This window comes from Rhizobacter sp., assembly GCA_019635355.1.
In the GTDB taxonomy this organism is placed as follows: domain Bacteria; phylum Pseudomonadota; class Gammaproteobacteria; order Burkholderiales; family Burkholderiaceae_C; genus Rhizobacter.
In genome coordinates this window covers 3,326,326-3,350,953 of the sequence record JAHBZQ010000001.1, presented here as the reverse complement: position 1 = coordinate 3,350,953, position 24,628 = coordinate 3,326,326, and the positions used below count along the sequence as shown (strand labels likewise).

The following is a 24,628-nucleotide window of genomic DNA, read 5'->3' as shown; positions in this document are numbered from 1 at the left end:
GGTCAGGGAAGGGAAGCGATCTGTCGGGCCAGCGCGGCGATGCCGGCGGGCGTGAGGTCGTCGGTCTCGACGCGACGCGCCTGTGTGAGCCGCTGCAGGTGGCGGCCCTGCGAGCGGGCGTACTGCGGGTCGTAGTGCTCGGCCATCAGCGCGGCGAAGAGCGGTGGCAACTCGCGGGCCAGCGCCCAGGCCTGCCAGTGCGCGAGGGTCTCGTTGGGCAGCAGGCCCTTCAGGCCCTCGAGCTTGTCGGCGAGGCCTTGCGGGTCGTCGCCGAGCCAGGCGTAGTCGCGCAGCAGGTAGGCGAGGCGCGCCTCGGGCGTGGCGGCGATCTCCACGACGGGGCTTTCGCGCAGGCGCAGCAGCAGCGCATCGGGCACGGTGATGCGGCCGATGCGCCGGCTCTCGGCTTCGACCCACACGCGCCGCGCGGGGTCGAGCGGCGCCAGCGCGCTCATCAGCTGCGTCTCGAAGCCCTTCTGGGACGGTTGCTCGCGCCCCGGCACGGCGCCGAGCACCGAGCCGCGGTGCGCGGCCAGCGCTTCGAGGTCGAGCACCTGCTCGCCCTGCTCGCGCAGGGCTTGCAGCACGCGGGTCTTGGCGCTGCCGGTCGGGCCGCACAGCACGTGCAGCTGCAAAGCCGGGCACAGCGCCGCAAGACGTTGCATCACGTGGTGGCGAAAGGCCTTGTAGCCGCCCTTCAACTGCTGCGCGTCCCAGCCCACCAGGCGCAGCCAGGTGACGAAGCTGCCGCTCCTCATGCCGCCGCGCCAGCAGTAGACGAGCGGGCGCCAGTCGCGCGGCTTGTCGGCGAACCGTTCGTCGAGGTGGCGGGCGATGTTGCGCGCGACCATCGCGCCGCCGATCTTGCGCGCCTCGAAGGCCGAGACCTGCACGTAGGTCGTGCCGGTGATGCGGCGCTCCTCGTCGTCGAGCACCGGGCAGTTGATGGCGCCGGGGATGTGGTCGAGCGCGAACTCCGACGGCGAGCGGGCGTCGATGATGACGCTGAACTCGCTGAGGTCTTCGACGGTGTACAGCTTATGGCTCATGTTTTGGTCGACACTTCGGGCATGGACCCGATCAAGCTGACTTCCTTCTCCCACGGTGGCGGCTGCGGCTGCAAGATCGCGCCGGGCGTGCTGGCCGACATCCTCTCGCGCGCGCCGCAGGGCCTGATCCCGCCGGAGCTGATGGTGGGCACCGAGACCGCCGACGACGCCGCGGTGTACCGCCTCAACGACCAGCAGGCGCTCGTGGCCACCACCGATTTCTTCACGCCGATTGTCGATGACCCGCGCGACTTCGGCCGCATCGCCGCCACCAACGCGATTTCCGACATCTACGCGATGGGCGGCACGCCGATCATGGCGCTGGCGCTCGTGGGCATGCCGCTCGACAAGCTGCCGCTCGAGGTGATCGGCGCCATCCTGGAAGGCGGCGCCAGCGTGTGCCGCGAGGCGGGCATCCCGATTGCGGGCGGCCACTCGATCGACGTGCTGGAGCCGATCTACGGCCTGGTGGCCCTCGGCCTCGTGCACCCGCAACGCGTGCGCCGTAACGCCGATGCGCGAGACGGCGACGTGCTGGTGCTGGGCAAGCCGCTGGGAGTGGGCATCCTCTCGGCCGCGCTGAAGAAGGGCCGGCTCGATGCCAAGGGCTACGCAGAGATGATCCGCCACACCACGCAGCTCAACCGCGTGGGCAGCGTGCTGGCCGAAATCGACGGCGTGCATGCCATGACCGACGTGACCGGCTTCGGCCTGCTCGGCCACCTGCTGGAGGTGTGCCGCGGCTCGAAGCTCGCGGCCGACGTGCAGATGGCGCAGGTGCCGCTGATCGGCACCGCCACCGCGTTTGCACGCGAGGGCATGGCCACCGGCGCGTCGGCGCGCAACTGGGCCGGCTACGGCGCCGAGGTGGCGCTCGGGGCGTCGATCGCGCCGTGGCAGCAGGCGCTGCTCACCGACCCGCAGACGAGCGGCGGCTTGCTCGTGTCGTGTGCGGCCGATGCGGCCGACACCGTGCTCGCGCGTTTCGCGGCCGCGGGCTTCGACGATGCCGCCGTGATCGGCCGCTTGACGGCCGGCGAGCCGCGCATCCGCGTCGCCTGAGCCGTCAGCCCGCGGGCGCGACCCGCACCATGCGCCCGATCAGCTTTGCGAGCGCGAGCTCGAGGTCGTCGCAGCGGCCGGTGTGCACCGGCGAGGTCTGGATCACCGTGCTGCGCGGTGCCACCAGCCAGTCGAAACGCTCGCGCGGCGACAGGTGGCGCAAGGCCCCGGCCGCCTCGCCCCCGGCGCAGATGTCGGGGATGGCCCGCAGCGTGGCGCGCACCGGCACGAGGTCGAGCCCCGGCGCCAGCGCCAGCGCGCGGGCCTCGTCGAGTTCGATCTGCGCCTTGAGAAAACCCGCGCGCTTGCACGACACGATCGCGCCGACGTTGACGAACTCGCCGCGCTCCACGCGCGGCACCACCCGCACGATGGCGTAGTCATACGTGTGCAGCGTGGGCACGGGCGGCCTCCTCCATGAACGCGCGCGGCGCCTGCAGCCGGCGCTTGAAGTAGTCGACATAGGCGCGGCGCTGCGCATCGGGCCCGGAGAAGAACGGGTCGGGCAGCAGCCACGCCTCCGGGATCAGCGCCACGATCTCGGCGATGCGCTCCGGCGTGAGCGCCGCGGCCATCGCGGCGTCGACTTCGTGCAGGCGGTTGGCAAAGGGCAGCAGCACGTGGTCCTTGATCGGCACGAAGGGCTTCGCCGCGCGTTGCAGGAAGTCGTCCCAGCTGTGGTGGAAGTACAGCGCCGCGCCGTGGTCGATGAGCCAGAGCCCGCGGTGCCACAGCAGCAGGTTGGCATTGCGCGGCGTGCGGTCGATGTTGGTGATGAGCGCGTCGAACCACACGATGCGCGAGGCCAGCTCGCCGTCGGGCCGCTCGGCCAGCGGGTCGAAGGTGACGGAGGCGGGCAGGTAGTCGAGCGCGAGGTTCAGGCCGCCGCTCGCGCGGATGAGGTCCTGGATCTCCGGGTCGGGCTCGGTGCGGGCGAGCTCCGCGTCGAGCTCCATCAGCACGATCTCGGGCACCGGCAGGCCGAGGGTGCGGGCCAGCTCGCCGGCCACGAGTTCGGCGATCAGCGCCTTCGGGCCCTGCCCGGCGCCGCGGAACTTGAGCACGTAGAGCCCGTCGTCGTCGGCCTCGACGATGGCCGGCAGCGAGCCGCCTTCGCGCAGCGGCGTGAGGTAGCGGGTGGCGTGGACGGTGCGCAGGGCGGCCATGCGCGGCATTGTCCCCTGAAGGTCTGGGGCTTCGCAGCGCGCGGCTACCCGTGGCAACCTTGCGGCATGGCTGACCCTTTCGACCTCGATGCCCTCTTCGTGCAGGTCTCCGAGCTGCTGGTCGCGACCGCCGACACCGCCGATGCCGACATCGACCGTGCCGTGCCCGAGGTGCTGCACTCGCTGCGCGAGAAGCTGGGCATGGACGTGGTCTTCGTCTCCGAGTTCGTCGACGGCGAGCGGGTGATGCGCTTCGTCGACAAGGCGCAGGCCGCACCGCCAGTGCAGGTGGGCGACAGCGGCGAGCTGGAGTCGAGCTATTGCCTGCGCGTGGTCGATGGGCGGCTGCCGGAGCTGGTGCATGACGCGACCAAGGTGCCCGACCTGCCGCTGACGCCCTTCCGCGTCGGCGCGCACCTCAGCACGCCCATCGTGCTGCCCGACGGCCAGACCTACGGCACGCTCTGCTGCTTCAGCAGCGCACCCAACGAGCACCTGCGACGCAAGGACGTCGACACCCTGCGCATGTGCGCACAGCTCGTGGCCCGCAAGATCGACAGCGCTGACCGGCGGCGTGTGCCCGAGTGGACGCTCGCGCCGGTGGAGCCGCCGAAGCAGCGTTAAGGCGCGAGCCGCAACAGCGCTTCCTCGCGCCAGTAGTCGACCGCGGCGTACCAGCCTTCCCACACGCAGCCATTGCAGCCGCGCCCGCAGCAGGTGGTGGGCTCGGGCGGCGGCACGCGCAGGCTCACGCCCGCGGCCTGTGCGCGCTGCTGCAGTGCGTGGAACATGGCCTGCGCCTCGGCCACGGTGGTGATGGGGTTCGACATGAAGGCCGCGAGGATAGCTGCCCCATGACAAGATCGCAGCCCCGGAGGTGAGCACGATGGCATGGTTCGACGGTTTCGAGGCGAAGCGGTACGAGGTCAACGGCCAGCAGATCTTTGCGCGCACCGGCGGCAAGCCGGGCGGCCCGCCCTTGCTGCTCTTGCACGGCTTCCCGCAGACGCACGTGATCTGGCACCGTGTGGCGCAGCGCTTACGCGATCGCTTCTTCCTCGTGATGCCCGACCTGCGGGGTTATGGCGATTCGTCCAAGCCGCCCGGCGACAAAGAGCATGTCACCTACAGCAAGCGTGCGATGGCCGCCGACATGGTGGCGCTGATGCGCGCGCTCGGCCATGAACGCTTCGGCCTCGTTGGCCATGACCGCGGCGGCCGGGTGGCGCACCGCATGGCGCTCGACCACCGCGAGGCGGTGACGAAACTCAGCCTGCTCGACATCGCCCCCACGCTCGACATGTACGACGCGACCGACATGCGATTCGCGTCGGCCTACTACCACTGGTTCCACCTGATCCAGCCCGCGCCGCTACCCGAACGCATGATCGGCGGCGATCCGCTCTTCTACCTGCGCTGGAAGCTCGGCGGCTGGGGCAGCGCGGGCATGGGCTACCTGGAGCCCGAGGCGATTGCCGAATACGAACGCTGCTTCGTGGTGCCCGAGAGCATCCACGCCATCTGCGAGGACTACCGCGCCTCGGCCGGCATCGACCTCGAACACGACCGCGCCTCGCGCACAGCCGGCGAGCGCATCGCCTGCGACACGCAGGTGCTGTGGGGCACGCGCGGCGTGGTGCACCGCATGTTCAAGCCGATCGAGCTGTGGCAGGCGCAGTGCGCCGGCCGCGTGAGCGGCGAGGCGCTGCCCAGCGGCCACTTCGTGCCCGAAGAAGCGCCCGCCGAGACGGCGAAGGCGCTGCTGGCGTATTTCTAGTCTTCGAGCAAACGGCCTAGGCTATCTTGGATGGCAAAAATCCGTGAAAATTTGACGTTATCCCGACGTTGAAGAACTGCCCTACACCGAGGATCGAAATGGCAAAAGCATCGCAAAGGGAGGTCATGTTTCCGGCTTCAGGGTCGACTACAGCTCCCCCTACGCTGGTGGACTGTCAAACGAGCGTTGTTGTCATCGGGGCAAATGGAGCGGGCAAAAGCCGGCTGGGCTCATGGCTTGAATTCAAGAGTCCGCAAAAAGATCGAGTCCACCGAATTGCAGCGCAACGTTCGCTGGTATTTCCGGAAAGCGCGAGCCCTATAGCGTTGCAGGCTGCACGCAACCAGTTTTATTGGGCACCTGTTCCAGAAAACTGGAATCAAGAGCAGTATGAAAGCAACAAGGCCATACTGCGCCAACAGGCCCGGTATGGGTCCATGGTCTATCCAGAAACTGCGCCGTTGAGCGACTTCGACAAACTGCTCACACTTCTCTTTTCCGAAAGCTACACGGCGCTTTTGGAATATGAAGCACACCAACGGCAGACGGGGCAGCTGCATCCTGTTGGAGATACCTTGTTGCGCAGGGTGCAGACTCTTTGGGAATCTGTGCTTCCTCATCGTTCTCTCAACATTGACAGTGGCGAAATTCGCGTGAGTCCGGTCGGAGTGCCAGGAGAGCCTTACTCTGCGCGCGCGCTGAGCGATGGTGAGCGTGTCATTTTTTATCTCGTCGGCCAATGCTTGTGCGCACCTTCAGGTGCAATCATCGTTGTTGATGAGCCAGAAATTCATCTTCACAAGGCGATCCAAGACTTCCTGTGGAATGCGATAGAGAAGGCACGGCCCGATTGCACTTTCGTCTATCTAACGCATGACCTCTTGTTTGCGGCCGATCGTCAAGGGGCAACGAAGTTGTGTGTTACCGGCTACGGTGAGGGCGCTTTCCACTGGTTTCTTGTCCCGGAGCAGCAAGAGATTCCCGAGGACGTCTATTTAGAAGTCCTTGGTAGCAGGAAGCCCGTGCTGTTTGTCGAAGGGACAAATGGCTCTCACGACGCTGCTATCTATCGGCTCGCCTTTCCGCAGTTCACAGTGAAACCCATCGGTGGATGTAGCAACGTTGTGGCGGCGACCAAGATGTTTCGCTCTCAGAGAGGCTTGCACCATCTTCAATGCTTCGGCATCGTTGACCGAGACTACCTTGAAGAGGGGCAGATAGCTTCTTATGAGAGAGGCGGTGTCTACGTGCCGCTTGTGGCGGAGGTGGAGAACCTTTATCTCATTCCCGACGTGATCCAGGCCGTTGCCGAACAACTTCTGCTGGACCAGTCCAAGGTTCTGCGAGAAGTGCAAACTTTTGTTTTTGATGAGTTCAATCGCTCAATCTCGGTTCACGCGATTGAAGTCACGCAACACAAAGTCGCGCTAGCCCTTGGCCGATTCAGTTCTGCTGAGATAGACATCGATCAGTACAGCGCGGAATTCGAGAAATTTCAAAAGCAGATCGATCCGAAAGCCATTCACGCTGCTGCGCTCCGAGACGCACAAGAAGCAGCAGCCTCTGGGGACTTCATATTGATCTTGAAGATGTTCAACAAGAAGGATCTGACGGTCAATCTAGGGAGATTCTTTGAGATGAAGAAGGGGAGTTATGTCGAAAAAGTCCAGGAGATGGCAAAACGGGAACTGGGACAAATTCCTCTCCACTTGCGCGCGTTCCTACCTGATCTTGGAGAAAAGCTTCGCGCTGAAGCTGCTGTGCCAGCAGCCGCTGTTGCATTGACACCTTCTTAGGAGCGAAGGATCCCGTCGGGGCCGAACACCCCGAGCTTCACCGCCGTCGTGCCCACATAGGGCGCGGCGTTGGTGAAGTTGATCGCCACCTCGCCCACCTCGAAGTTGCGCAGACCCGCCAGCGCGTTGCGCAGCTTCTCGCGCGTCACGTCGCGGCCCGCGCGGCGCAGCGCTTCGGCGATCACCTGCGCATTGATCCAGCTCTCGAGGCCGAGGCCGGTGGTGGTGAGGCCGGCGGCCTCCATCGACGCGTGGAAGTTGCGCACGACGGCGAACTTCATCACCTGCGCATTCGGGAACACCGAGGCCATCGCCAGCCCCTGGATGTGCTTGCCCAGGCGCTTGGTGTCGGTGAAGGTGACCGACAGGCCGATCACCGGCAGCCCGGCCGCTTTCTCACGCAGCGAGAGGATGAGGTCGGTGGTGCCGGTGCCGGTGGTGCCGAGGAAGACGGCGCCGCACTTGCTGTCGACGATCTGCTGCGCCACTTCGGCGGCGTTCTTGCCGTCGACCGCGAGCGGGAGCGCGGTGACGGCCTTCAGCTTCTGCTCGGCCAGCACACGCTGCGCATTGCCCAGCACTTCCTTGCCGAAGGGGTTGTCGAGGTAGACGACCGCGATGTCCTGCAGGCCCATCTGCACCAGCTGCTGCACCATGCGCGTGACTTCGTCGGTGTAGCTCGGGCGGATGTGGAAGGTGTTCTTGTACTCGGGCTTGCGCAGCGAGGCGGCGCCGGTGATCGGGCCCAGCACCGGGATGCCGGCCTTCTCGGTCATCGGCAGGATGGCGCCGTTGTTGGGCGTGCCGATCAGCGACATGAACGCGAGCGCGCTGCCGTCGTCGATCATCTTCTTGATGTTCTCGACCGTGCGCGGCGCCTGGTAGCCGTCGTCCTTGGTGACGATCTTGAGCTCGCGGCCGTTCACGCCGCCGGCCTTGTTGATCTGGGCGAAGGCGGCCTGGATGGCCTTGATGTGGTCCTGCCCGGCGTTGCCGAGCGGGCCCGAGAGGGCCGTCGAGTTGCCGATGGTGATCGACTTCGCGGTCACGCCGTCTTCGGCGGCCCAGCTCGGCACGACCCAGCTGGCAGCGCCCAGCGCGGCGGCTCCCTGGCTGGCACGGGTTAGGAAATGGCGTCGGTTCAGCGGGTTCATGAAGGCTGTCTCCTGGTATGTAGTTGTGGAACGATGTTCACAGACGCACCCAAACCGACGGTATCCGTTCAAACGTGATCAGTTCAAACGCGAACACGTCAGACGCGAAGGGTCAGGTCGGGGCCCATCACCCCCAGCTTCACCGGCAGCGTGCCCACGTAGGGCGCGGCGGCGCTGAAGTTGATGACGAGTTCGCCCACCTCGAAGCCGCGGATGCTGGCCAGCGAGGCGCGCAGCTTGTCGCGGCTGAGGTCGCGGCCGCTGCGGCGCACGCCTTCGATCAGCACGCGGGCGTTGATCCAGCTTTCGACGGCCGAGCCGGTGGGCGCTTCGAACTTCAGCGCGTCCATGTCGGCCTGGTAGTCGCGGATGAGCGCGAACTTCTTGCTCTTGTAGCTCGGGAACACCGAGGCCATCGCCAGGCCGAGCGCGCGGTCCTTGCCCAGGCGCGGCAGGTCGGTGTACGTGACCGACAGGCCCACGATCGGGATCGAGCCCATCGCACCGCGCAGTGCGATCACGAAATCGGTCACGCCCGCGCCGGTGGTGGCGAGGAACACGGCACCGGCACGCGAATCTTCCACTCGCTGCGCCACCTCCGCGGCGTTCTTGCCGTCGAAGGCCAGGGCGAATTCACCCGAGGCGGTGAGCTTGGCGGCGGCGAGCGCGGCCTTGCCCTGCGCCAGCACTTCCTTGCCGAAGGGGTTGTCGAGGTAGACGAAGGCGATGTTCGACAGGCCCATCTTCACCAGCTGCTCGACCATGCGCGTCACTTCCTCGCCGTAGCTCGGGCGGATGTGGAACACGTTGCGCAGCTGCGGGTTGCGCAAGGCGCCCGAGCCGGTGATCGGGCCGACCAGCGGCAGGCCGGCCTTCTCGATGATGGGCAGGAGTGCCGCGGTGTTGGGCGTGCCCACTTGCGAGACGAGCGCCATCACCGAGTTCTCGGCCACCATCTGCTTCACGTTCTCGGCCGACTTGGCCGGCACATAGGCGTCGTCCATCGTGACCAGGCGCAGCTCGCGACCATGCACGCCGCCCGCGCGGTTGACCGCGGCGAACGCGGCCTGGATGCCCATGACGTGCTCCTTGCCCGAGGCGCCCAGCGGGCCGGTCAGCGGCAGCGAGCTGCCGAAGGTGATGTGCTTGGAAGACATGGCTTCCGCCGCGGCCTGCGAATTCGGCAGCCAGGTGGCCATGCCGAGGGCGGTGGCGGTCTGGGCGGAGCGGCTGAGGAAGAGTCGGCGATTCATCGTCATGGCGTACATCGAAGAGCTGTGAAAGAAACCGGGGGCGTGTCGGGCCGTGCGCGAACTTGAGGGGCGTTACGACCGATTACGCTTGCTGGTCGGCAGGCTAGTGAGCGAGGAATCCCAAGTCGAGTCGCGAGGGTGACACGGCGCGAATTCATGGCCAGAGTGCGTCTCCGTTCACGGTCCTTTGGCACGACTTGCTAAGCACGACCGTGCGAAAACAACGCATGCCGTGCCGAAGCGTGTGCCGTGTCGGTGTGCATCAGCGGGTGGGCGAGGCGAGGAAGGTGAGCTTGACCACGTCGCCCTGCAAGAGGCTCAGCTGGCGGCCTTCGATGCGGTAGCCGTCGATGCTGGCGAGCGTCTGCAGGAAGCGCGCTTCCTGTTGCATGAGCTCCGGCTCGCAGGCCATGCGCGTGGTGGCCAGGGGCTTGAGCGCGAGCGAGGTGCCGCGCTGGATGTAGCGGCCCTGCAGCGTGTTGCAGCCGGCGAAGCCGCTCAGGTGCTGCGAGGCGGCACGCAGCGAGAGCTGCACCTGGCCTCGCTTGGGGCTGGTGGCGGCGGGGGCGCCGGCGATCGTCTGCAAGGCCCAGCGGGTGTCGCGCAGCGGCGTGTTGGTGGATGGGGCGGAGGCCGGTGCGGCCCACAGCATCGGCGTGAGGCAGGTGGCGCCGCACAGCAGCACGAGGCGCGAGAGAACGGAAGCAGGCATGCAGGTTCGCAGGTCGGAAGACCGGGCGAGCATACGAAGGCAGAAGGGCAGTGTCCATGCCGCTTTTCGAGCAGCCCTGCACGCCAGTGCGCGCCTACCATCGCGCGACTAGGGCCTGTTCACACTAAATGAGCACCCACGTGACTCAACAAAAGCCCGCCAACGAGGCGCAAAGCGCAGCTGTAGCACTTGCTACAGCGAGCATTTGCAACGCTGTGGGCGGGCTTTTGCTGAGATCACCCGAAGGGCCGGGGCCTGAAGGCGCGTGCGGCGGCGTTGCAGCGTCGTTGTGTGCCACGGGCACACGGCCTCCGCTGCGCCTTGCCGCCCACGCCTTCAGGCCTTGGCGTGGGTGCTCATTTAGTGTGAACAGGCCCTAGGGGCCCGCCACCAGGGCCACGAGGGAAACGAGGGAACCATGCACGCCTGGCTGGACAAGCTCAACCAGTACTTCCCGGTTCGCTACAGCGCGTGGCTGCTGTGCGCGATGGGCCTCTTGCTCAGCGCCTTCACCTGGGTGGGCTTCGGCACCAGCGGCGTGCTGGTGCTCGTCTTCGCGTTGCTGCTGGGCCTGGGCCTGCGCGACGTGCTGCAGACGCGCCACTCGGTGCTGCGCAACTACCCGGTCATCGGCCACCTGCGCTTCCTGCTGGAGTTCATCCGCCCCGAGATGCGGCAGTACTTCATCGAGAGCGACAACGAGGCCGCGCCCTTCTCGCGCCAGCAGCGCTCGCTCGTCTACCAGCGCTCCAAGGGCGAGCAGGACAAACGCCCCTTCGGCACGCAGATGGACGTGGGCGCCACCGGCTACGAGTGGATCAACCACTCGCTCGTGCCCACCGAACTCGCCACGCACGACTTCCGCGTGACCATCGGCGCCACGCGTGCGCAGCCCTATTCGGCGAGCGTCTTCAACATCTCGGCGATGAGCTTCGGCGCGCTGTCGGCGAATGCCATCCTCGCGCTCAATGCAGGCGCGAAGCGAGGCAACTTCGCGCACGACACCGGCGAAGGCTCGATCAGCGTGCACCACCAGCAGCACGGCGGCGATCTCATCTGGGAGATCGGCTCCGGCTACTTCGGCTGCCGCGACGCGCAGGGCCGCTTCGACCCCGAGCGATTTCGCGCCAACGCGACGCTGCCGCAGGTGAAGATGATCGAGCTCAAGCTGAGCCAGGGTGCGAAGCCCGGCCACGGCGGCGTGCTGCCGGGCCCGAAGGTCACGCTCGAGATTGCCGCGGCGCGCGGCGTCACGCCGTGGGTCGACTGCATTTCGCCCGCGAAGCACAGCGCCTTCGACACGCCGGTCGAGATGATGAAGTTCATCGACCAGCTGCGTGAGCTCTCGGGCGGCAAACCCACCGGCTTCAAGCTGTGCATCGGCCACCCGTGGGAATGGTTCGGCCTCGCCAAGGCCATGCTCGAGACCGGCATCACGCCCGACTTCATCGTGATCGATGGTGCCGAGGGTGGCACCGGCGCCGCGCCGCTCGAATTCACCGACCACGTGGGCGCGCCGCTGCAGGAGGGTCTGCTCCTCGTGCACAACACGCTCGTGGGCCTGAACCTGCGCGACAAGGTCAAGCTCGGCTGCGCCGGCAAGGTCATCAGCGCCTTCGACATCGCGCGGATGATGGCGCTCGGCGCCGACTGGTGCAATTCGGCGCGTGGCTTCATGTTCTCGCTGGGTTGCATCCAAGCGCAGGCCTGCCACACCGGCCAGTGCCCCACCGGGGTGAGCACGCAAGACCCGCATCGCCAGCGTGCGCTGGTGGTGCCGACCAAGTCGGAGCGTGTGTTCCAGTACCACCAGAGCACGCTCAAGGCGCTGAAGGAGCTCGTGCAGGCGGCCGGCCTCGATCACCCTGGTGGCATCACGGCTTCGCACATCGTGCGCCGCTGCAGCGACCACCAGGTGAAGCTGCTCGCGAACCTCTTGTCGTTCTTGCAACCGGGCGAGCTTTTGCGTGGCGAGATGCCGCACAACGTCTTCAAGCTGTACTGGCCGATGGCCAGTGCGCACAGCTTTCAGGCCTCGCCATAGACCTTCGGCACAAGACGCAAAACACCTCTGTAGCAGCTCGCTACAACGCCCCCCCGAACACGGGGATGAACGCGGGTTTGAGGGGATGCACCATGGGTTGGCTGTCACAACAATGCCCCGCAACCTCCTCCTTGCGTCCACCCGTTCATGCCGTCCGTCGTCCTGCTCCAGCGTGATCACGAAGCCAGTCCTCGGCTGCGTGCGCTGATCGATGCAACCGAGACGTTCTGGGTGCGCGACGAGGTGCACACGGTGGAGCAGGCCCGGCGCGTGATGCGCCAGGGTCGCCCCGACATCCTCATCACCGACCTGCGCGTGCAAGACGGCGAAGTCGAGCCGCTGCTGGGCGAGCTGCGCCAAGGTGCATCGCAAGGCCCGCACGTGCTCGTGACGATGGTCTCGCACGACGACGCGCTGCTGCTCGAAGCGTTGCGAGCCGGGGCCGACGGTTATTGGGTGCACACCAAGACGCACGAGGCGCTGATCGGCGCGCTGGAGCAACTGTGGCGCGGCGAGTCGCCGATCTCGCCGACCATCGCGCGCCAGCTGCTCTCGCACTTCCGCAAGCCGGGTGCTCGCCGCTACGACACCATGACCGAAGCGCTCGACCCGCTGGTGCTCACCGGCGTGGAGCAGGAGATCCTGCAGTGGGTGGCGCAGGGGTATCTCGTGGACGAGATCGCGCAGCAGTGGCACGCGAGCGTGCACAGCGTGGCCTGCGGCATTCGCCGGGTCTACAACAAGCTGCAGTTCGACCAGCGCGCGAGCACGCTGTCTCTGCGCGCGGCCTGACCGGGCACGTCACTGAGATCCGTTCGGGCTGAGCCTGTCGAAGCCCTGCGCTGCACTTCGACAGGCTCAGTGCGAACGGAGGGTGGCGATGCCCTGATCGCAGTTCAGCCCGCCGGAGGCTTCGTGTCGATGAAGCTCTGCCGCTGCGCGAGCTTCGCTTCCAGGCGCTCCAGGTTCGGGTACTGGCTGCGCCAGTCGATGTGGGCGAAGCGGAAGTCGAGGTAGCCGAGCGCGCAGCCGACGGCGATGTCGGCCAGCGAGAAGTGGATGCCGCTGCAGAAGGGCTTGTCGCCCAGGCCCTGGCTCATCGCAGCCACCGAGGCGTGCACCTTGTCCATCTGGCGGCTGACCCAGGCGGCGCTGCGCTGCGCTTCGCTGCGGCCGGCCCAGGTCTGCTCCAGGCGCGCGAGGATGGCGGCTTCCATCACGCCGTCGGCCAGTGCTTCCCAGGTGCGCACCTCGGTGCGCTCGCGGCCACGGTCGGGGATCAGCTTGCCCACGGGTGACAGCGTGTCGACGTATTCCACGATCACGCGCGAGTCGAACACCGCCTCACCGCCTTCCATCACCAGGCACGGCACCTTGCCGAGCGGGTTGGACTTCATGATGGTGTCGCGATTCCAGACGTCTTCGAGTTCGAACTGGTAGTCGAGCCGCTTCTCGGCCATCACGATGCGCACTTTTCGAACGTAGGGGCTGGTGAGCGCGCCGATGAGTTTCATGAATAAGACTTCCCTGTTGTCGAACGATTCTAGGGGGAGTCTCAGCGTTGCAAGGTCCAGTCCACACGGGTCGGTCGGCCTGCCAACGAGAGCGTCGCGGTGGCGGCCGGTGTCTGCGCGATCACCTGGCCGCGGCGCACCACGGCAAGCCGTGTGGCGCGCACGCGGATCGCCTCCACCGGGCTGCGCGCCTGCAGCAGCACGAAGTCGGCGTGGCAGCCCGTCGCCAGGCCGTAGCCCTCGAGGCCGAGCATTCGCGCCGGGTTCACCGTCACCGCATCGAAGCACTGCTTCATCTGCGCCTGCGAGGTCATCTGCGCCACGTGCAGGCCCATCGCGGCCACCTCGAGCATGTCGCCGCTGCCCATCGAATACCACGGGTCCATCACGCTGTCGTGACCGAAGGCGACGTTGACGCCGGCCGCGAGCAGCTCGGGTACTCGCATCATCCCGCGGCGCTTGGGGTAGGTGTCATGCCGGCCTTGCAGCACGATGTTGGCGAGCGGGTTGGCAATCGCCTGGATCTGCGCCTCGGCCATCAGCGGGATCAGCTTGCTCGCGTAGTAGTTGTCCATCGAGTGCATCGAGGTCAGGTGCGAACCCGCCACCCGCCCGTGCAGGCCGAGGCGCTGGGTGTGGAAGGCGAGCGTCTCGATGTGGCGCGACAGCGGGTCGTCGGTCTCGTCGCAATGCATGTCCACACGCAGGCCTCGATCGGCGGCGATCTCGCACAGCAGCCGCACGCTCTCGGCGCCATCGGCCATGGTGCGCTCGAAGTGCGGGATGCCGCCCACCACTTCCACGCCCTTGTCGAGCGCACGCTTGAGGTTGTCGACCGCGTTCCTCGAGCGCAGCACGCCGTCTTGCGGAAAGGCCACGAGCTGCAGGTCGAGGTAGGGCTTCACACGCTCCTTCACGTGCAGCAACGCCTCCACCGCGAGCAGGCGGTCGTCGCACACGTCCACATGCGAGCGCACCGCGAGCAGCCCCTTCGCCACCGCCCAGTCGCAGTACTGCAGGGCGCGCTCGACCAGCGCCTCCTGCGTCAGCAGCGGCTTGAGCTCACCCCAGAGCGCGATGCCTTCGAGCAACGTGCCGCTCGCGTTCACGCGCGGCAGGCCGTGGCTGAGCGTCGCATCCATGTGGAAGTGCGCGTCGACGAAGGGCGGGCTCAGCAGGAAGCCCTGCGCATCGAGCACCGGCGTGCCCGGCGGTGCGCTGAGTTGCGGGCCGATGGCGTCGATGCGGCCTTGAAGCGCCAGCACATCGATCCCGGTGCGCCCATCGGGCAGCGTGGCATTGCGAACGAGCAGGTCCATCATGGGGCGGCTCCTGAGAAACACGAAAACGATTCTGGCTTAGGCTTGCCCTTCCCTCATGCAAGACACGTACCCCATGATCTCCAAGAGACATCTGCTGGCCGCTGCCGTGGCCGCACTGCTGCCGCTTTCCCCTGCGCTGGCCCAGACCGCCGCCTGGCCCACCAAGCCCGTGCGGCTGGTGGTGGGCTTCCCCGGCGGCTCGTCGCCCGACGTGATGGCGCGCGCGCTGTCCGACGCGCTGGCCAAGGCGCTCGGCCAGCCGGTGGTGGTCGACAACAAGCCCGGCGCCTCGGGCAACATCGCTGCCGACCAGGTCGCCCGCGCCACCGACGAGCACACGCTCGGCATCGTGATCAACGGCAACCTCACCGTCGCCAAGCTCATCAACCCGGCCACCCCGTTCGACCCGGCGCGTGACTTCGCGCCCATCTCGCTGCTCGGCACCGCCCCGCTCGTGCTCACCGCCGCAGGCGACGCGAAGGGCAGCACGCCCGCCGAGCTGATCGCCTGGGCGCGCTCGCTCGGCGACAAGGGCAACTACGGCACGCCCGGCAATGGCACCGTGGGCCACCTCGGCATGGAGCTGCTCAAGAGCAAGACCGGCATCGGCGCGGTGCACGTGCCCTTCCCCGGCAACCCGCAGGTGGTGACGGCGCTGATCGCAGGCCAAGTGCAGCTCTCGCTGCTGCCGCCCGGCATCGCGATGCCGCAGGTCAAGGCCGGCAAGCTGAAGGCGGTGGCGGTCACCTCGCCCGGCCGCAGCGCGCTCGTGCCCGATGTGCCCACGCTGCGCGAAGCGGGCGTGAACGGCACCGACCTCGAGGTGTGGACGGCGCTCGTCGGCCCCGCCTCGTTGCCCAAGCCGGTGGTGGCGCGTGTGGCCGCGGCCGTGGCCGAGGTGATGAAACAGCCCGAGACGCAGGCCAGGCTGCTGACGGCCGGCTGGCAGGCCGTGGGCAGCGCGCCCGAGGGCCTGGCCCAGCGCATGAAGGCCGACACGGCGCTGCTCTCCGACATCATCACGAGCCGGAACATCAAGTCTGACTGAAGCGTGCGCAGGCCGCCATGACCTCGCAGGTCATGGACGCCACGCACCCCACGGCGAGACGATCTCCTTGAATTCAACGACGCAAGGAGAAACGACATGGAAGGCATCAACCTCCTCCCCCTCGCCGTGGGCCACATGATCGGCCTCGGTGCCATCGGCTCGTGCCTGGGCGTGGGCGTGATGGCGAGCAAGTACCTCGAAGCCTCGGCACGCCAGCCCGAGATGATGGAGCCGCTGCAAGGCAAGGTGTTCCTGCTGGTGGGCGTGCTCGATGGCGCGTTCATCATCGCGACCGGCATCGGCCTCTGGTTCGCCACCGCCAATCCCTTCAAGTAAGGCGGGTTCCTACGCCGATCCGCGCGGTGCGCTGATGCGCTTGAACGGCGAGCCCACCTAGGCTCGCCCACATGGGATTGCACCGCCTCATCGGGCGCCTCGCGATGGCGCCGTTTTCCAAGGCCCTGCCCGCGATGGGCGAGACCGAACGCGCGGCCCTCGACGCCGGCACCGTCGGCTTCGAGGGAGAGCTCTTCTCGGGCCGGCCCGATTTCGACGCACTGATGCGCCGTGGCCGGCCGCGCGTCACGGAAGTCGAGCGCCACTTCATCGAGCACGAGGTGCGCGCGCTCACCGCGATGCTCGACGACCACGCCATCGACGAAGCTCGCGACCTGCCGCCCGAGGTGTGGCACTTCCTGCGCAAGCACCGCTTCTTCGGGATGATCATCCCGCGCGAGCACGGCGGCCTCGGCTTCAGCCACACCGCGCACGCCGAGGTCGTGGCGAAGATCGCCACCGTCAACGTCGCCTGCGCGGTGACGGTGATGGTGCCCAACTCGCTCGGCCCGGCCGAGCTGCTGCTGCGCTACGGCACCGACGCGCAGCGGCAGCACTACCTGCCGCGCCTGGCCGACGGGCGCGACCTGCCCTGCTTCGCGCTCACCTCGCCGTATGCGGGGTCGGATGCAGCGTCCATCCCCGACCGTGGCGTGCTCACCGAGCGGGTGATCGATGGCCGCGCCGTGCGCGGCTTCCTCGTGCGCTTCGACAAGCGCTACATCACGCTGGCACCGGTCGCCACCGTCGTGGGCCTCGCCTTCCAGGCCGTTGACGAAAGTCGGCCCCAGGGCGAGCAAGACCTCGGCATCACCTGCGCACTCCTGCCCGTGCCCACGCCCGGCCTGCAGATCGGCCGCCGCCACCGCCCGATGGACTCGGCCTTCATGAACGGCCCCGTGCGCGGCGAAGACGTCTTCGTGCCGATGGACTGGGTGATCGGCGGTGAGCCGCAGGTTGGCCAGGGCTGGCGCATGCTGATGGAGTGCCTGGCCGCAGGCCGCGCCATCTCGCTGCCCGCGCTCGGCGCGGCCATGCAGCAGACCTCGCTCTTCGTCGTCAACGGCTATGGCCAGGTGCGCGAGCAGTTCGGCCTGCCGATCGGGAAGTTCCACGCCATCGCGGGCATCACCGCCGGCATGGCCGCGCGGCTCTACGCCACCGATGCCGCACGCCGCTACACCGCCGCCGCGCTCGACGCGGGCGAGCGCCCGAGCGTGGCGAGTGCCATCTTGAAGGTGCAGCTCACCGAAGCCGGCCGACGCGCCGTCACCGACGGCATGGACGTGCTGGGCGGCAAGGGCATCATTTCCGGCCCGAAGAACCTGCTCGGCGTGGCCTACCGGCATGCGCCGATCGCGATCACGGTCGAGGGCGCCAACCTGCTGTCGCGCGCGCTCATCATCTTCGGCCAGGGCGCCACCCGCTGCCACCCGCAGGTGCTGCACGAGATGGCCGCCGTCGAGGGGCGCGACGAGGCCGCGCTCGGCCGCGCGCTGCTCGGCCATGCGGGCCACGTGCTGCGCAACCTGTGGCGCAGCGTGGTGCACGCGCCGTTGCGCGGTCGGGTGTCCGATGCACTCAGACCCGAAGCGCGCCGCATCGCGAAGCTCTCCGCGCAGTACGCGCTGAGCGCCGACCTCGCAATGGGCCTGCTCGGCGGCAAGCTGAAGCGCATGGAGCTGCTGTCGGCGCGGTTGGGCGATGTGCTCTCGCACCTGTACCTGGCCGCCGCCTGCGTGTGGCGCTTCGAGACCGAGGCCGACCCGGCGATGCTGCCGCTCGCGCGGGCGGCCATCCGCGAGCAGCTTTACCAAGCGGGCACGCTGCTGCGCGAGCTCTACGCCAACCTGCCCTCGGGCGCGATGCGCACGCTCTCGCCGCTGTGGCTGCGCGGCCTCGGGCAGCTCACACCCTTGCGCGACAAGGAAACGCTGGCCCTCGCCGAAGCGCTGCGCACGCAGCGGGCGCAGGTGCGGCGCCTGTGCCCCGACGTGTCGCGGCCGAAGAGCGGCGGCCTGCTCGACCTCATGGACGCGCTCGATGCCGCGCAGGCGGTGGGCGACGAGGTCGACGAGCTCAACCGGGCCCTGCGCCGCACGGGCTCGCTCGAAGCGGTGGCCCGCAAGTCGAGGCGCCCGGCGGCCGCACTCGCCTACCTGCGCGCCGCCGAGCGGGTGATCGCGGTCGACGACGTCGAAGGCACCACGAGCGCGGCCCGGCCCCGTCTCCTGCGCTGGATCCTCGGCCGCGGCGGTTGAGGGTTCAAGCCGTGGCAGGGTGCCACGGGTCCACGTGCGTCATCACGTCGAGCACCCGGTGGTGCTGCTGCATCACGTGCTCGCGCGCGGCGACGGCGATCGCATGGCCCGCCTCCACGCTCAGCGTGGCGTCGACCTCGATGTGGGCGTCGACGAGCACCATGTCGCCCATCTTGCGTGTGCGCACGTCATGCACGCCGGCCACGCCGGGCGTGGACACGAGCGTGCTGCGGATGGCATTGAGTTCTTCTTCGTCGACGCCGCGGTCCATCAGGTCGTTGAGCGAACCCCACCCATAGCGCCAGCCCATGCGCACAATCATCAGGCCGACGATGAGCGCGGCCACCGCGTCGAGGAAGGCGTAGCCCATCAGGCTGCCGGCGATGCCGAGTGCCACCACCAGCGAGCTGGCCGCGTCGGAGCGCGCATGCCATGCGTTGGCAACGAGCATGCTCGACTTCATCCGCTCGGCCACGCGCAGCAGGTAGCGAAAGAGCAGCTCCTTGGCCGCCAGCGTGAAGAGCGCCATCCACAGCGCGGCCGGCTGCACGCCGCCGGCCGACGAGGGCGTGGCGATGCGGTCCACCGCCGACCACAGCATGCCCACGCCCACGCTCATCAAGAGCGCGCCCAGCAGCAGCGTGGCCGCGTTCTCGAAACGCTGGTGGCCATACGGGTGCTCCGCATCGGCCCCCTTGTGGCTGTGGCGGTTGACGAAGAGCACCACGAAATCGGAGACCAGGTCCGACAGCGAATGCAGCCCGTCGGCCACCAGCGCCTGCGAGCGGGCGACGATGCCGATCGCGATCTGCGCCGCGGTGAGCACGAGGTTGACCCAGACACTGACCCAGGTGCTGCGCGCCGCAGCGCGGGCCCGTTCGGCGGCGGTGATGGTCGGGTGGTCGTCGGAAGGGGGTGGGTGCAGGATCACGCCGCCAAGCCTACGCGATGTGCAGGCTTGGCCCCGATCGCCGGGCGGGCATGCGGCCCTGTCGTGCGGCGTGTCAGTCGAAGAGGATCACGCCCCGCGCATTGCGCCCTTCGGCCAGGTCGGCAAAAGCCTGCGGCGCTTCGTCGACCGAGTAGGTCTTGGTGATGAGCTCGTCGAGCTTCAACTGGCCGGTGCGGTACATCTTGATGAGGCGCGGGAAGTCTTCGCGCGGCCGGGCCGAGCCGAAGTAGCTGCCCTTGAGCGAGCGCTCCATCGCGGTCATCGCGAGCGTGCGCACCGGGGCGCTGTCGGTCGGGGCCGACACGCCCACGGTGACCGCCATGCCGCCGCGGGCGAGCACGTTGACGGCCTGCGCCACGACGGCGCCCACGCCCACGCATTCGATCGCGTAGTCGGCGCCGCCGCCGGTCAGCTTCATGATCGCCTTGACCACGTCTTCCACGCTCTTGGCGTTGACGGTGTGGGTGGCGCCGAAGTCCTTCGCCATCTGCAGCTTGAGGTCGGAGGTGTCGACCGCGACGATCATCGAGGCGCCCGCGATGCGGCAACCCTGGATCGCCGACAGGCCCACGCCGCCGCAGCCGAACACGACGCAGATCGAGCCGGCCTGCACCTGCGCGGTGTTGAGCGCAGCGCCCACGCCCGTCATGACGCCGCAGCTCACGAGGCAGGCCTTGTCGAGCGGCATGTCCTTGTCGATCTTCACCACGCTGTCGACCGCCAGCGTGGCGTATTCGGCCATCACGCCGCACGCGCCGAACACGTTGAAGCCTTCGCCCTTGTCGGACGTGAAGCGCGGCACCGCGCCGGGTGCCGCGAGTGCGGCGCGCACCGGCTGGTCGCACAGCTGCGGGCGGCCGGTCGAGCAGTAGCGGCAGCGGCCGCACATGGCGACGAAGCTGCTCAGCACCGTGTCGCCCACCTTGAACTCGGTGACCGCCGAGCCGACCGCCTGCACGATGCCGGCGCCCTCGTGGCCGAGCACGAGCGGCAGCGCCATCTGGATGGTGCCGTTGGCGGCCGACAGGTCGCTGTGGCACACGCCGCAGGCAGACATCTTCACGAGCACTTCGTTGGGGCCCGGGTCCTTGACCTGCAGTGTCTCGACGGTGATGGGGCCGTTGACTTCGCGGACGACGACGGCACGTGCGGTGGTGGGCATGGGGGAGTCCTTCTCGAATGGAAACTGCTGGAGCGACGAGGGTACGCACTCCGTTGGCCGCCTTCAAGAGCGCCAGCCCGAACGCTTCTGTCACATGAGCGACGTCGCGGTGGTGACGTGGTGCACACAACGTTCCGCCTGATAGGGACAACGCTCAAATACACACGGCAAAACGGGTGCAGTTCTAAGGCAGATACCTTACAGTTGAAACCTTTCATCGAATTTGTACTGCTGATATATGAGCGCCGACACCCTTGCCGCCCCGACACCCGCACCCGCCTCGGGCCTTTCCGACCAGCAGATGGCCGAACTCGAGGCCTTGCGCGAGCGCTATCGCGTCGAGCGCGACAAGCGCCTGCGTGAAGACGGCAACGCGCAATACGTCGAGATCAAGGGCGACTACGCGCGCTATGCCGTCGACCCGTATGTGCCGCCTGGCTTCACGCGGGCGCCGCTTGCCGACCAGGTCGAAATCCTCGTCATCGGCGGCGGCTTCGGCGGCCTGCAGGCCGGCGCGCACCTGCGCATGGCCGGCGAGGAAAGCATCCGCTTCATCGAAGCCGGTGGCGACTTCGGCGGCACCTGGTACTGGAACCGCTACCCCGGCGCCGCCTGCGACATGGAGGCCTCGGTCTACCTGCCCATGCTCGAAGAGCTGGGCGTGAAGCCGAAGATGCGCTTCGCGATGGGCGCCGACATCCTGGCCCACGCGCAGCACATCGCGCGCCACTTCAACCTCTACCGCGACGCGCTCTTCCAGACGCGGGTGACGAAGCTCGAGTGGGTCGAGGCCGACGCGGTGTGGCTCGTGCACACCGACCGCGACGACCGCATCCGCGCCCGCTTCGTCGTCATGAGCAACGGCCCGCTGAACCGGCCCAAGCTGCCCGGCATCCCCGGCATCGAGGGATACAAGGGCCACACCTTCCACACCAGCCGCTGGGACTACGACTACACCGGCGGCGGCCCGCTGGGCGGGCTCGACAAGATCGGCGACAAGCGCATCGCCATCATCGGCACCGGCGCCACCGCCGTGCAGTGCGTGCCGCACCTGGCCGAGGGCGCGAAGCATTTGTACGTCTTCCAGCGCACACCCTCGTCGGTCGACGTCCGCAACGATCGCCCGGTGCCACCCGAGTGGTACGACGAGCAGAAGCCCGGCTGGCAGCGTGAGCGCATCGAGAACTTCACGACGCTCGTGGCCGGCGGCTATGCCGACAAAGACCTCGTGCGCGACGGCTGGACCGAAGCCGCCCGCAACTTCCGCCAGCTCGCGATGGCCGACCGCAGCGTGCTGTCGTCGATGGAAAAGATCACGCTCACGATGGAGCTGGCCGACGCGAAGAAGATGACGGCCGTGCGCGCGCGTGTCGACGAGGTGGTGAAAGACCCGAAGGTCGCCGAGTCGCTCAAGCCCTGGTACCGCCAGTTCTGCAAGCGCCCGTGTTTCCACGACGAGTACCTGCAGACCTTCAACCGCGACAACGTGACGCTGGTCGACACGCAGGGTGCGGGTGTGGAGCGCATCACCGAGAACGGCATCGTCGCCAACGGCCAGCACTTCGAGGTGGATGCCATCGTCTTTGCCACCGGCTTCGAGGTCGGCACCGGCTACACCCGCCGCGCGGGTTACGACCTCGTGGGCCGCAGCGGCGAGACGCTCTCGCAGAAGTGGGCCAACGGCATGCGCACGCTGCACGGCATGATGACGAACGGCTTTCCCAACCTCTTCATCTTCGGGCCGCCGCAATCGGGCCAGACCGCCAACTACACCCACTCGCTGGGCGAGCAGGCGCGCCATGCCACCTTCCTCATCAGCCAGGCGCATTCACGCAAGGTGCGCACGATGGAGCCCACCGTGGCCGAGGAAGACGCCTGGGTGCAGACCATCATCGACGGGCAGCGCCGCAACCAGGAGTTCCTGGCCTCGTGCACCCCGGGCTACTACAACAACGAAGGCAAGCCGGAAGCGCGCGGGGTACAGAACTCGCCCTATGGGCAGGGGCCGATCCCCTACTTCAAGATGCTGGCGCAGTGGCGCGAGAGCGATCAGTTCAGCGGGTTGCAGCTGACGACGTTCTGACGGGCAAGGGCCCTTCGACCCTTCGACAAGCTCAGGACAGGCAGGCTCAGGGCGAACGGGTGGGTGGCCTTGCCACCGTTCGGGCTGAGCTTGTCGAAGCCTGCGCACAGCGCTGGCTCAGCCCTTGAACTCCCGCGCGTGCAAGAAGTCCGCGTGCTTCGGCGCACGCTTCGTGCGGCTCCATTCTTCGAGCATGTCCCACTTCACCGCGTCGAGCCGTTGGATCGTGGCCTCTTCCTCCGGGTCGGGGCAGGCCAGCTCCACCCGGTGCCCGTTGGGGTCGAAGAAATAGATCGAGTGGAAGGCGCCGTGGTCGGTGATGCCGAGCACGCTCACGCCTTGCGCTTCGAGGTGGGCCTTGTAGGCGAGCAGCGTCTCGCGGTCCTTCACGCGGAAGGCGATGTGCTGCACCCACTCGGGCGTGTTGGGGTCGCGCCCCATCGGCGGCTTGGTCGGCAGCTCGAAGAAGGCCAGCACGTTGCCGCCGCCTGCATCGAGAAAGATGTGCATGTACGGGTCGGGCTCCTTCGTCGACGGCACGCGGTCTTCGGCGATGGCGAGCTGGAACTTGAAGTTGAGCATCTTCTCGTACCAGAGCACGGTTTCCTTCGCGTCCTTGCATCGATACGCGACGTGGTGGATGCGTTCGGTTTTCAGTTCCATGGTCATGCCTCCACCTTGAGTGCGCCGCGGCGGATCTGGTCGCGCTCGAGCGATTCGAAGAGCGCTTTGAAGTTGCCTTCGCCGAAACCTTCGTCGGCCTTGCGCTGGATGAACTCGAAGAACACCGGGCCCAGCACGTTGGCCGAGAAGATCTGCAGCAGCAAACGCTTCTCGCCATTCGCCGTGCTGCCGTCGAGCAGGATGCCCCTTGTCTGCAGTTCCTTCACCGGCTCGCCGTGGCCGGGCAGTCGCTCGGCGAGCATCTCGTAGTAGATGTCGTTCGGCGCGGTCTGCAGCTTCACGCCGGCCAGCTGCAGCGCGTCGACGCTTGCGATCAGGTCGTCGGTCAAGAGCGCAATGTGCTGGATGCCCTCGCCGTTGAACTTCATCAAAAACTCTTCGATCTGCCCCGAGCCCTTGCCCGCCTCTTCGTTGAGTGGGATGCGGATCAGCCCGTCGGGCGCCGTCATCGCGCGGCTGGTCAGGCCGGTGTACTCGCCCTGGATGTCGAAGTAGCGGATCTCGCGGAAGTTGAAGAGCTTCTCGTAGAAGCCGCCCCAGAAGGCCATGCGCCCCCGGTACACGTTGTGCGTGAGGTGGTCGATGATCTTGAAGCCGTGGCCTCGCGGGTGGCGCGCCGCGGGGTCTTGGAAGGCCGGCAGGAACTCGAAGTCGATGTCGTAGATGCTCTTGCCGTCTTCATAGCGGTCGATCAGGTACAGCGGCGCACCGCCAATGCCCTTGATCGCGGGCAGCTTGAGCTCCATCGGCCCCGTGGGCACGTCGACCGGCTGCGCGCCAAGCTCGATGGCGCGGTAGTAGGCCTTGTGCGAATCCTTCACGCGGAAGGCCATCGCACAGGCGCTCGGCCCGTGCTCGGCGGCGAAGTAGCCGGCCAGGCTCTTGGGTTCGCGGTTGACGATGAAGTTGATGTCGCCCTGGCGGTAGAGCAGCACGTCTTTGCTGCGGTGGCGGGCGACGAGGCTGAAGCCCATCTGCTCGAAGAGCGGCTCCAGGGTGTGGGGCGTGGGCGAGGCGAATTCGACGAACTCGAACCCCATCAAGCCCATGGGGTTGTCGAAGAGATCGGGCATGGTGTGCTCCTGTGCGAGGTGGTTGAGGGCGCGGTTCGTTCAGGCGAAGAACCGCCGGGCGCTCAACGACCGGGCGGCGCGCAGGGCAGGCCGCGCACGGAGGCGGCCAGGTGCTCCCCGAAGGTCATGGCCAGCGGGGCCAGACGGGCATGGGAGACGATGGCGTTGGTGTCCACGGGC

23 protein-coding genes are annotated in these 24,628 nt (G+C 67.5%); 10 read left to right on the top strand and 13 right to left on the bottom strand.

Translation table 11 applies throughout. The features are described from left to right. Positions 1 to 2: 2 nt before the first annotated feature. Positions 3 to 1,049: a tRNA 2-selenouridine(34) synthase MnmH gene (mnmH, locus tag KF892_15310; protein ID MBX3626385.1), complete on the bottom strand. Its 1,047-nt coding sequence runs from the start codon at positions 1,047 to 1,049 to the stop codon at positions 3 to 5. Here mnmH and selD point away from each other — a divergent pair. After that, positions 1,041 to 2,111: a selenide, water dikinase SelD gene (selD, locus tag KF892_15305; GenBank protein MBX3626384.1), complete on the top strand. Its 1,071-nt coding sequence runs from the start codon at positions 1,041 to 1,043 to the stop codon at positions 2,109 to 2,111. The genes mnmH and selD overlap by 9 nt on opposite strands. A 4-nt stretch (positions 2,112 to 2,115) precedes the next feature. Here selD and KF892_15300 read toward each other — a convergent pair whose 3' ends face one another. Further along, a complete protein-coding gene (locus KF892_15300) occupies positions 2,116 to 2,574 on the bottom strand; it encodes a DUF3037 domain-containing protein (protein ID MBX3626383.1) in 459 nt (152 codons plus the stop codon). Then, complete coding sequence (locus tag KF892_15295) at positions 2,492 to 3,268, bottom strand: aminotransferase class I and II (GenBank protein ID MBX3626382.1); 777 nt, start codon at positions 3,266 to 3,268, stop codon at positions 2,492 to 2,494. Before KF892_15295 ends, KF892_15300 begins: the two co-directional genes overlap by 83 nt. 75 nt (positions 3,269 to 3,343) lie before the next feature. Here KF892_15295 and KF892_15290 point away from each other — a divergent pair, with 75 nt between their 5' ends. After that, positions 3,344 to 3,901 carry a GAF domain-containing protein gene (locus KF892_15290; GenBank protein MBX3626381.1) on the top strand — a complete coding sequence of 186 codons (558 nt, stop codon included), beginning with the start codon at positions 3,344 to 3,346 and terminating at the stop codon, positions 3,899 to 3,901. On the opposite strand, the gene KF892_15285 is transcribed toward KF892_15290, so the two are convergent. Next, complete coding sequence (locus KF892_15285; protein MBX3626380.1) at positions 3,898 to 4,068, bottom strand: oxidoreductase; 171 nt, start codon at positions 4,066 to 4,068, stop codon at positions 3,898 to 3,900. The genes KF892_15290 and KF892_15285 overlap by 4 nt on opposite strands. Before the next feature lie 95 nt (positions 4,069 to 4,163). On the opposite strand from KF892_15285, the gene KF892_15280 reads away from it, so the two are divergent. Together KF892_15280 and KF892_15275 are read left to right on the top strand one after the other, a co-directional pair. After that, positions 4,164 to 5,054: an alpha/beta hydrolase gene (locus tag KF892_15280; protein ID MBX3626379.1), complete on the top strand. Its 891-nt coding sequence runs from the start codon at positions 4,164 to 4,166 to the stop codon at positions 5,052 to 5,054. A 98-nt stretch (positions 5,055 to 5,152) separates the two neighbouring features. Continuing rightward, on the top strand, positions 5,153 to 6,850 hold the full coding sequence (locus KF892_15275) for an AAA family ATPase (protein ID MBX3626378.1): 1,698 nt from the start codon (positions 5,153 to 5,155) through the stop codon (positions 6,848 to 6,850). On the opposite strand, the gene KF892_15270 is transcribed toward KF892_15275, so the two are convergent. The 3 genes from KF892_15270 to KF892_15260 all read right to left on the bottom strand — a co-directional run bounded on the left by KF892_15270 (position 6,847) and on the right by KF892_15260 (position 10,002). Further along, positions 6,847 to 8,004 (bottom strand): ABC transporter substrate-binding protein, encoded by a 1,158-nt coding sequence (locus KF892_15270; protein ID MBX3626377.1) that lies wholly within the window; start codon positions 8,002 to 8,004, stop codon positions 6,847 to 6,849. The genes KF892_15275 and KF892_15270 overlap by 4 nt on opposite strands. A gap of 98 nt (positions 8,005 to 8,102) precedes the next feature. Further along, entirely contained in the window at positions 8,103 to 9,257 is a 1,155-nt protein-coding gene (locus KF892_15265) for an ABC transporter substrate-binding protein (protein ID MBX3626376.1), read from the bottom strand. Between the two features lie 262 nt (positions 9,258 to 9,519). Beyond that, complete coding sequence (locus KF892_15260; protein ID MBX3626375.1) at positions 9,520 to 10,002, bottom strand: META domain-containing protein; 483 nt, start codon at positions 10,000 to 10,002, stop codon at positions 9,520 to 9,522. Positions 10,003 to 10,387: 385 nt separating this feature from the next. On the opposite strand from KF892_15260, the gene KF892_15255 reads away from it, so the two are divergent. After that, positions 10,388 to 12,013, top strand: a complete 1,626-nt coding sequence (locus tag KF892_15255) for an FMN-binding glutamate synthase family protein (protein MBX3626374.1) — start codon at positions 10,388 to 10,390, stop codon at positions 12,011 to 12,013. Positions 12,014 to 12,160: 147 nt separating this feature from the next. Further along, positions 12,161 to 12,805 carry a response regulator transcription factor gene (locus KF892_15250; GenBank protein MBX3626373.1) on the top strand — a complete coding sequence of 215 codons (645 nt, stop codon included), beginning with the start codon at positions 12,161 to 12,163 and terminating at the stop codon, positions 12,803 to 12,805. 104 nt (positions 12,806 to 12,909) lie between these two features. On the opposite strand, the gene KF892_15245 is transcribed toward KF892_15250, so the two are convergent. Beyond that, on the bottom strand, positions 12,910 to 13,527 hold the full coding sequence (locus KF892_15245) for a glutathione S-transferase N-terminal domain-containing protein (protein MBX3626372.1): 618 nt from the start codon (positions 13,525 to 13,527) through the stop codon (positions 12,910 to 12,912). Between the two features lie 41 nt (positions 13,528 to 13,568). Further along, the gene (locus tag KF892_15240; GenBank protein ID MBX3626371.1) at positions 13,569 to 14,846 is read right to left on the bottom strand and encodes an amidohydrolase family protein; all 1,278 of its coding nucleotides are present in this window, start codon (positions 14,844 to 14,846) and stop codon (positions 13,569 to 13,571) included. 58 nt (positions 14,847 to 14,904) lie between these two features. On the opposite strand from KF892_15240, the gene KF892_15235 reads away from it, so the two are divergent. The 3 genes from KF892_15235 to KF892_15225 all read left to right on the top strand — a co-directional run bounded on the left by KF892_15235 (position 14,905) and on the right by KF892_15225 (position 18,494). After that, on the top strand, positions 14,905 to 15,897 hold the full coding sequence (locus KF892_15235) for a tripartite tricarboxylate transporter substrate binding protein (GenBank protein ID MBX3626370.1): 993 nt from the start codon (positions 14,905 to 14,907) through the stop codon (positions 15,895 to 15,897). Positions 15,898 to 15,993: 96 nt separating this feature from the next. Continuing rightward, positions 15,994 to 16,233: a F0F1 ATP synthase subunit C gene (gene atpE, locus KF892_15230; GenBank protein MBX3626369.1), complete on the top strand. Its 240-nt coding sequence runs from the start codon at positions 15,994 to 15,996 to the stop codon at positions 16,231 to 16,233. Positions 16,234 to 16,304: 71 nt separating this feature from the next. Then, on the top strand, positions 16,305 to 18,494 hold the full coding sequence (locus KF892_15225) for an acyl-CoA dehydrogenase (protein MBX3626368.1): 2,190 nt from the start codon (positions 16,305 to 16,307) through the stop codon (positions 18,492 to 18,494). Positions 18,495 to 18,498: 4 nt separating this feature from the next. Here KF892_15225 and KF892_15220 read toward each other — a convergent pair whose 3' ends face one another. Together KF892_15220 and KF892_15215 are read right to left on the bottom strand one after the other, a co-directional pair. Further along, positions 18,499 to 19,425 carry a cation transporter gene (locus KF892_15220; GenBank protein ID MBX3626367.1) on the bottom strand — a complete coding sequence of 309 codons (927 nt, stop codon included), beginning with the start codon at positions 19,423 to 19,425 and terminating at the stop codon, positions 18,499 to 18,501. Between the two features lie 73 nt (positions 19,426 to 19,498). Then, positions 19,499 to 20,608, bottom strand: a complete 1,110-nt coding sequence (locus KF892_15215; protein ID MBX3626366.1) for a Zn-dependent alcohol dehydrogenase — start codon at positions 20,606 to 20,608, stop codon at positions 19,499 to 19,501. A 238-nt stretch (positions 20,609 to 20,846) separates the two neighbouring features. Here KF892_15215 and KF892_15210 point away from each other — a divergent pair, with 238 nt between their 5' ends. Then, a complete protein-coding gene (locus KF892_15210) occupies positions 20,847 to 22,691 on the top strand; it encodes an NAD(P)/FAD-dependent oxidoreductase (protein ID MBX3626365.1) in 1,845 nt (614 codons plus the stop codon). Between the two features lie 117 nt (positions 22,692 to 22,808). On the opposite strand, the gene KF892_15205 is transcribed toward KF892_15210, so the two are convergent. Further along, positions 22,809 to 23,354 carry a VOC family protein gene (locus KF892_15205; protein MBX3626364.1) on the bottom strand — a complete coding sequence of 182 codons (546 nt, stop codon included), beginning with the start codon at positions 23,352 to 23,354 and terminating at the stop codon, positions 22,809 to 22,811. Positions 23,355 to 23,356: 2 nt separating this feature from the next. Then, a complete protein-coding gene (gene hppD / locus KF892_15200; protein ID MBX3626363.1) occupies positions 23,357 to 24,448 on the bottom strand; it encodes a 4-hydroxyphenylpyruvate dioxygenase in 1,092 nt (363 codons plus the stop codon). Between the last annotated feature and the right edge of the window lie 180 nt (positions 24,449 to 24,628).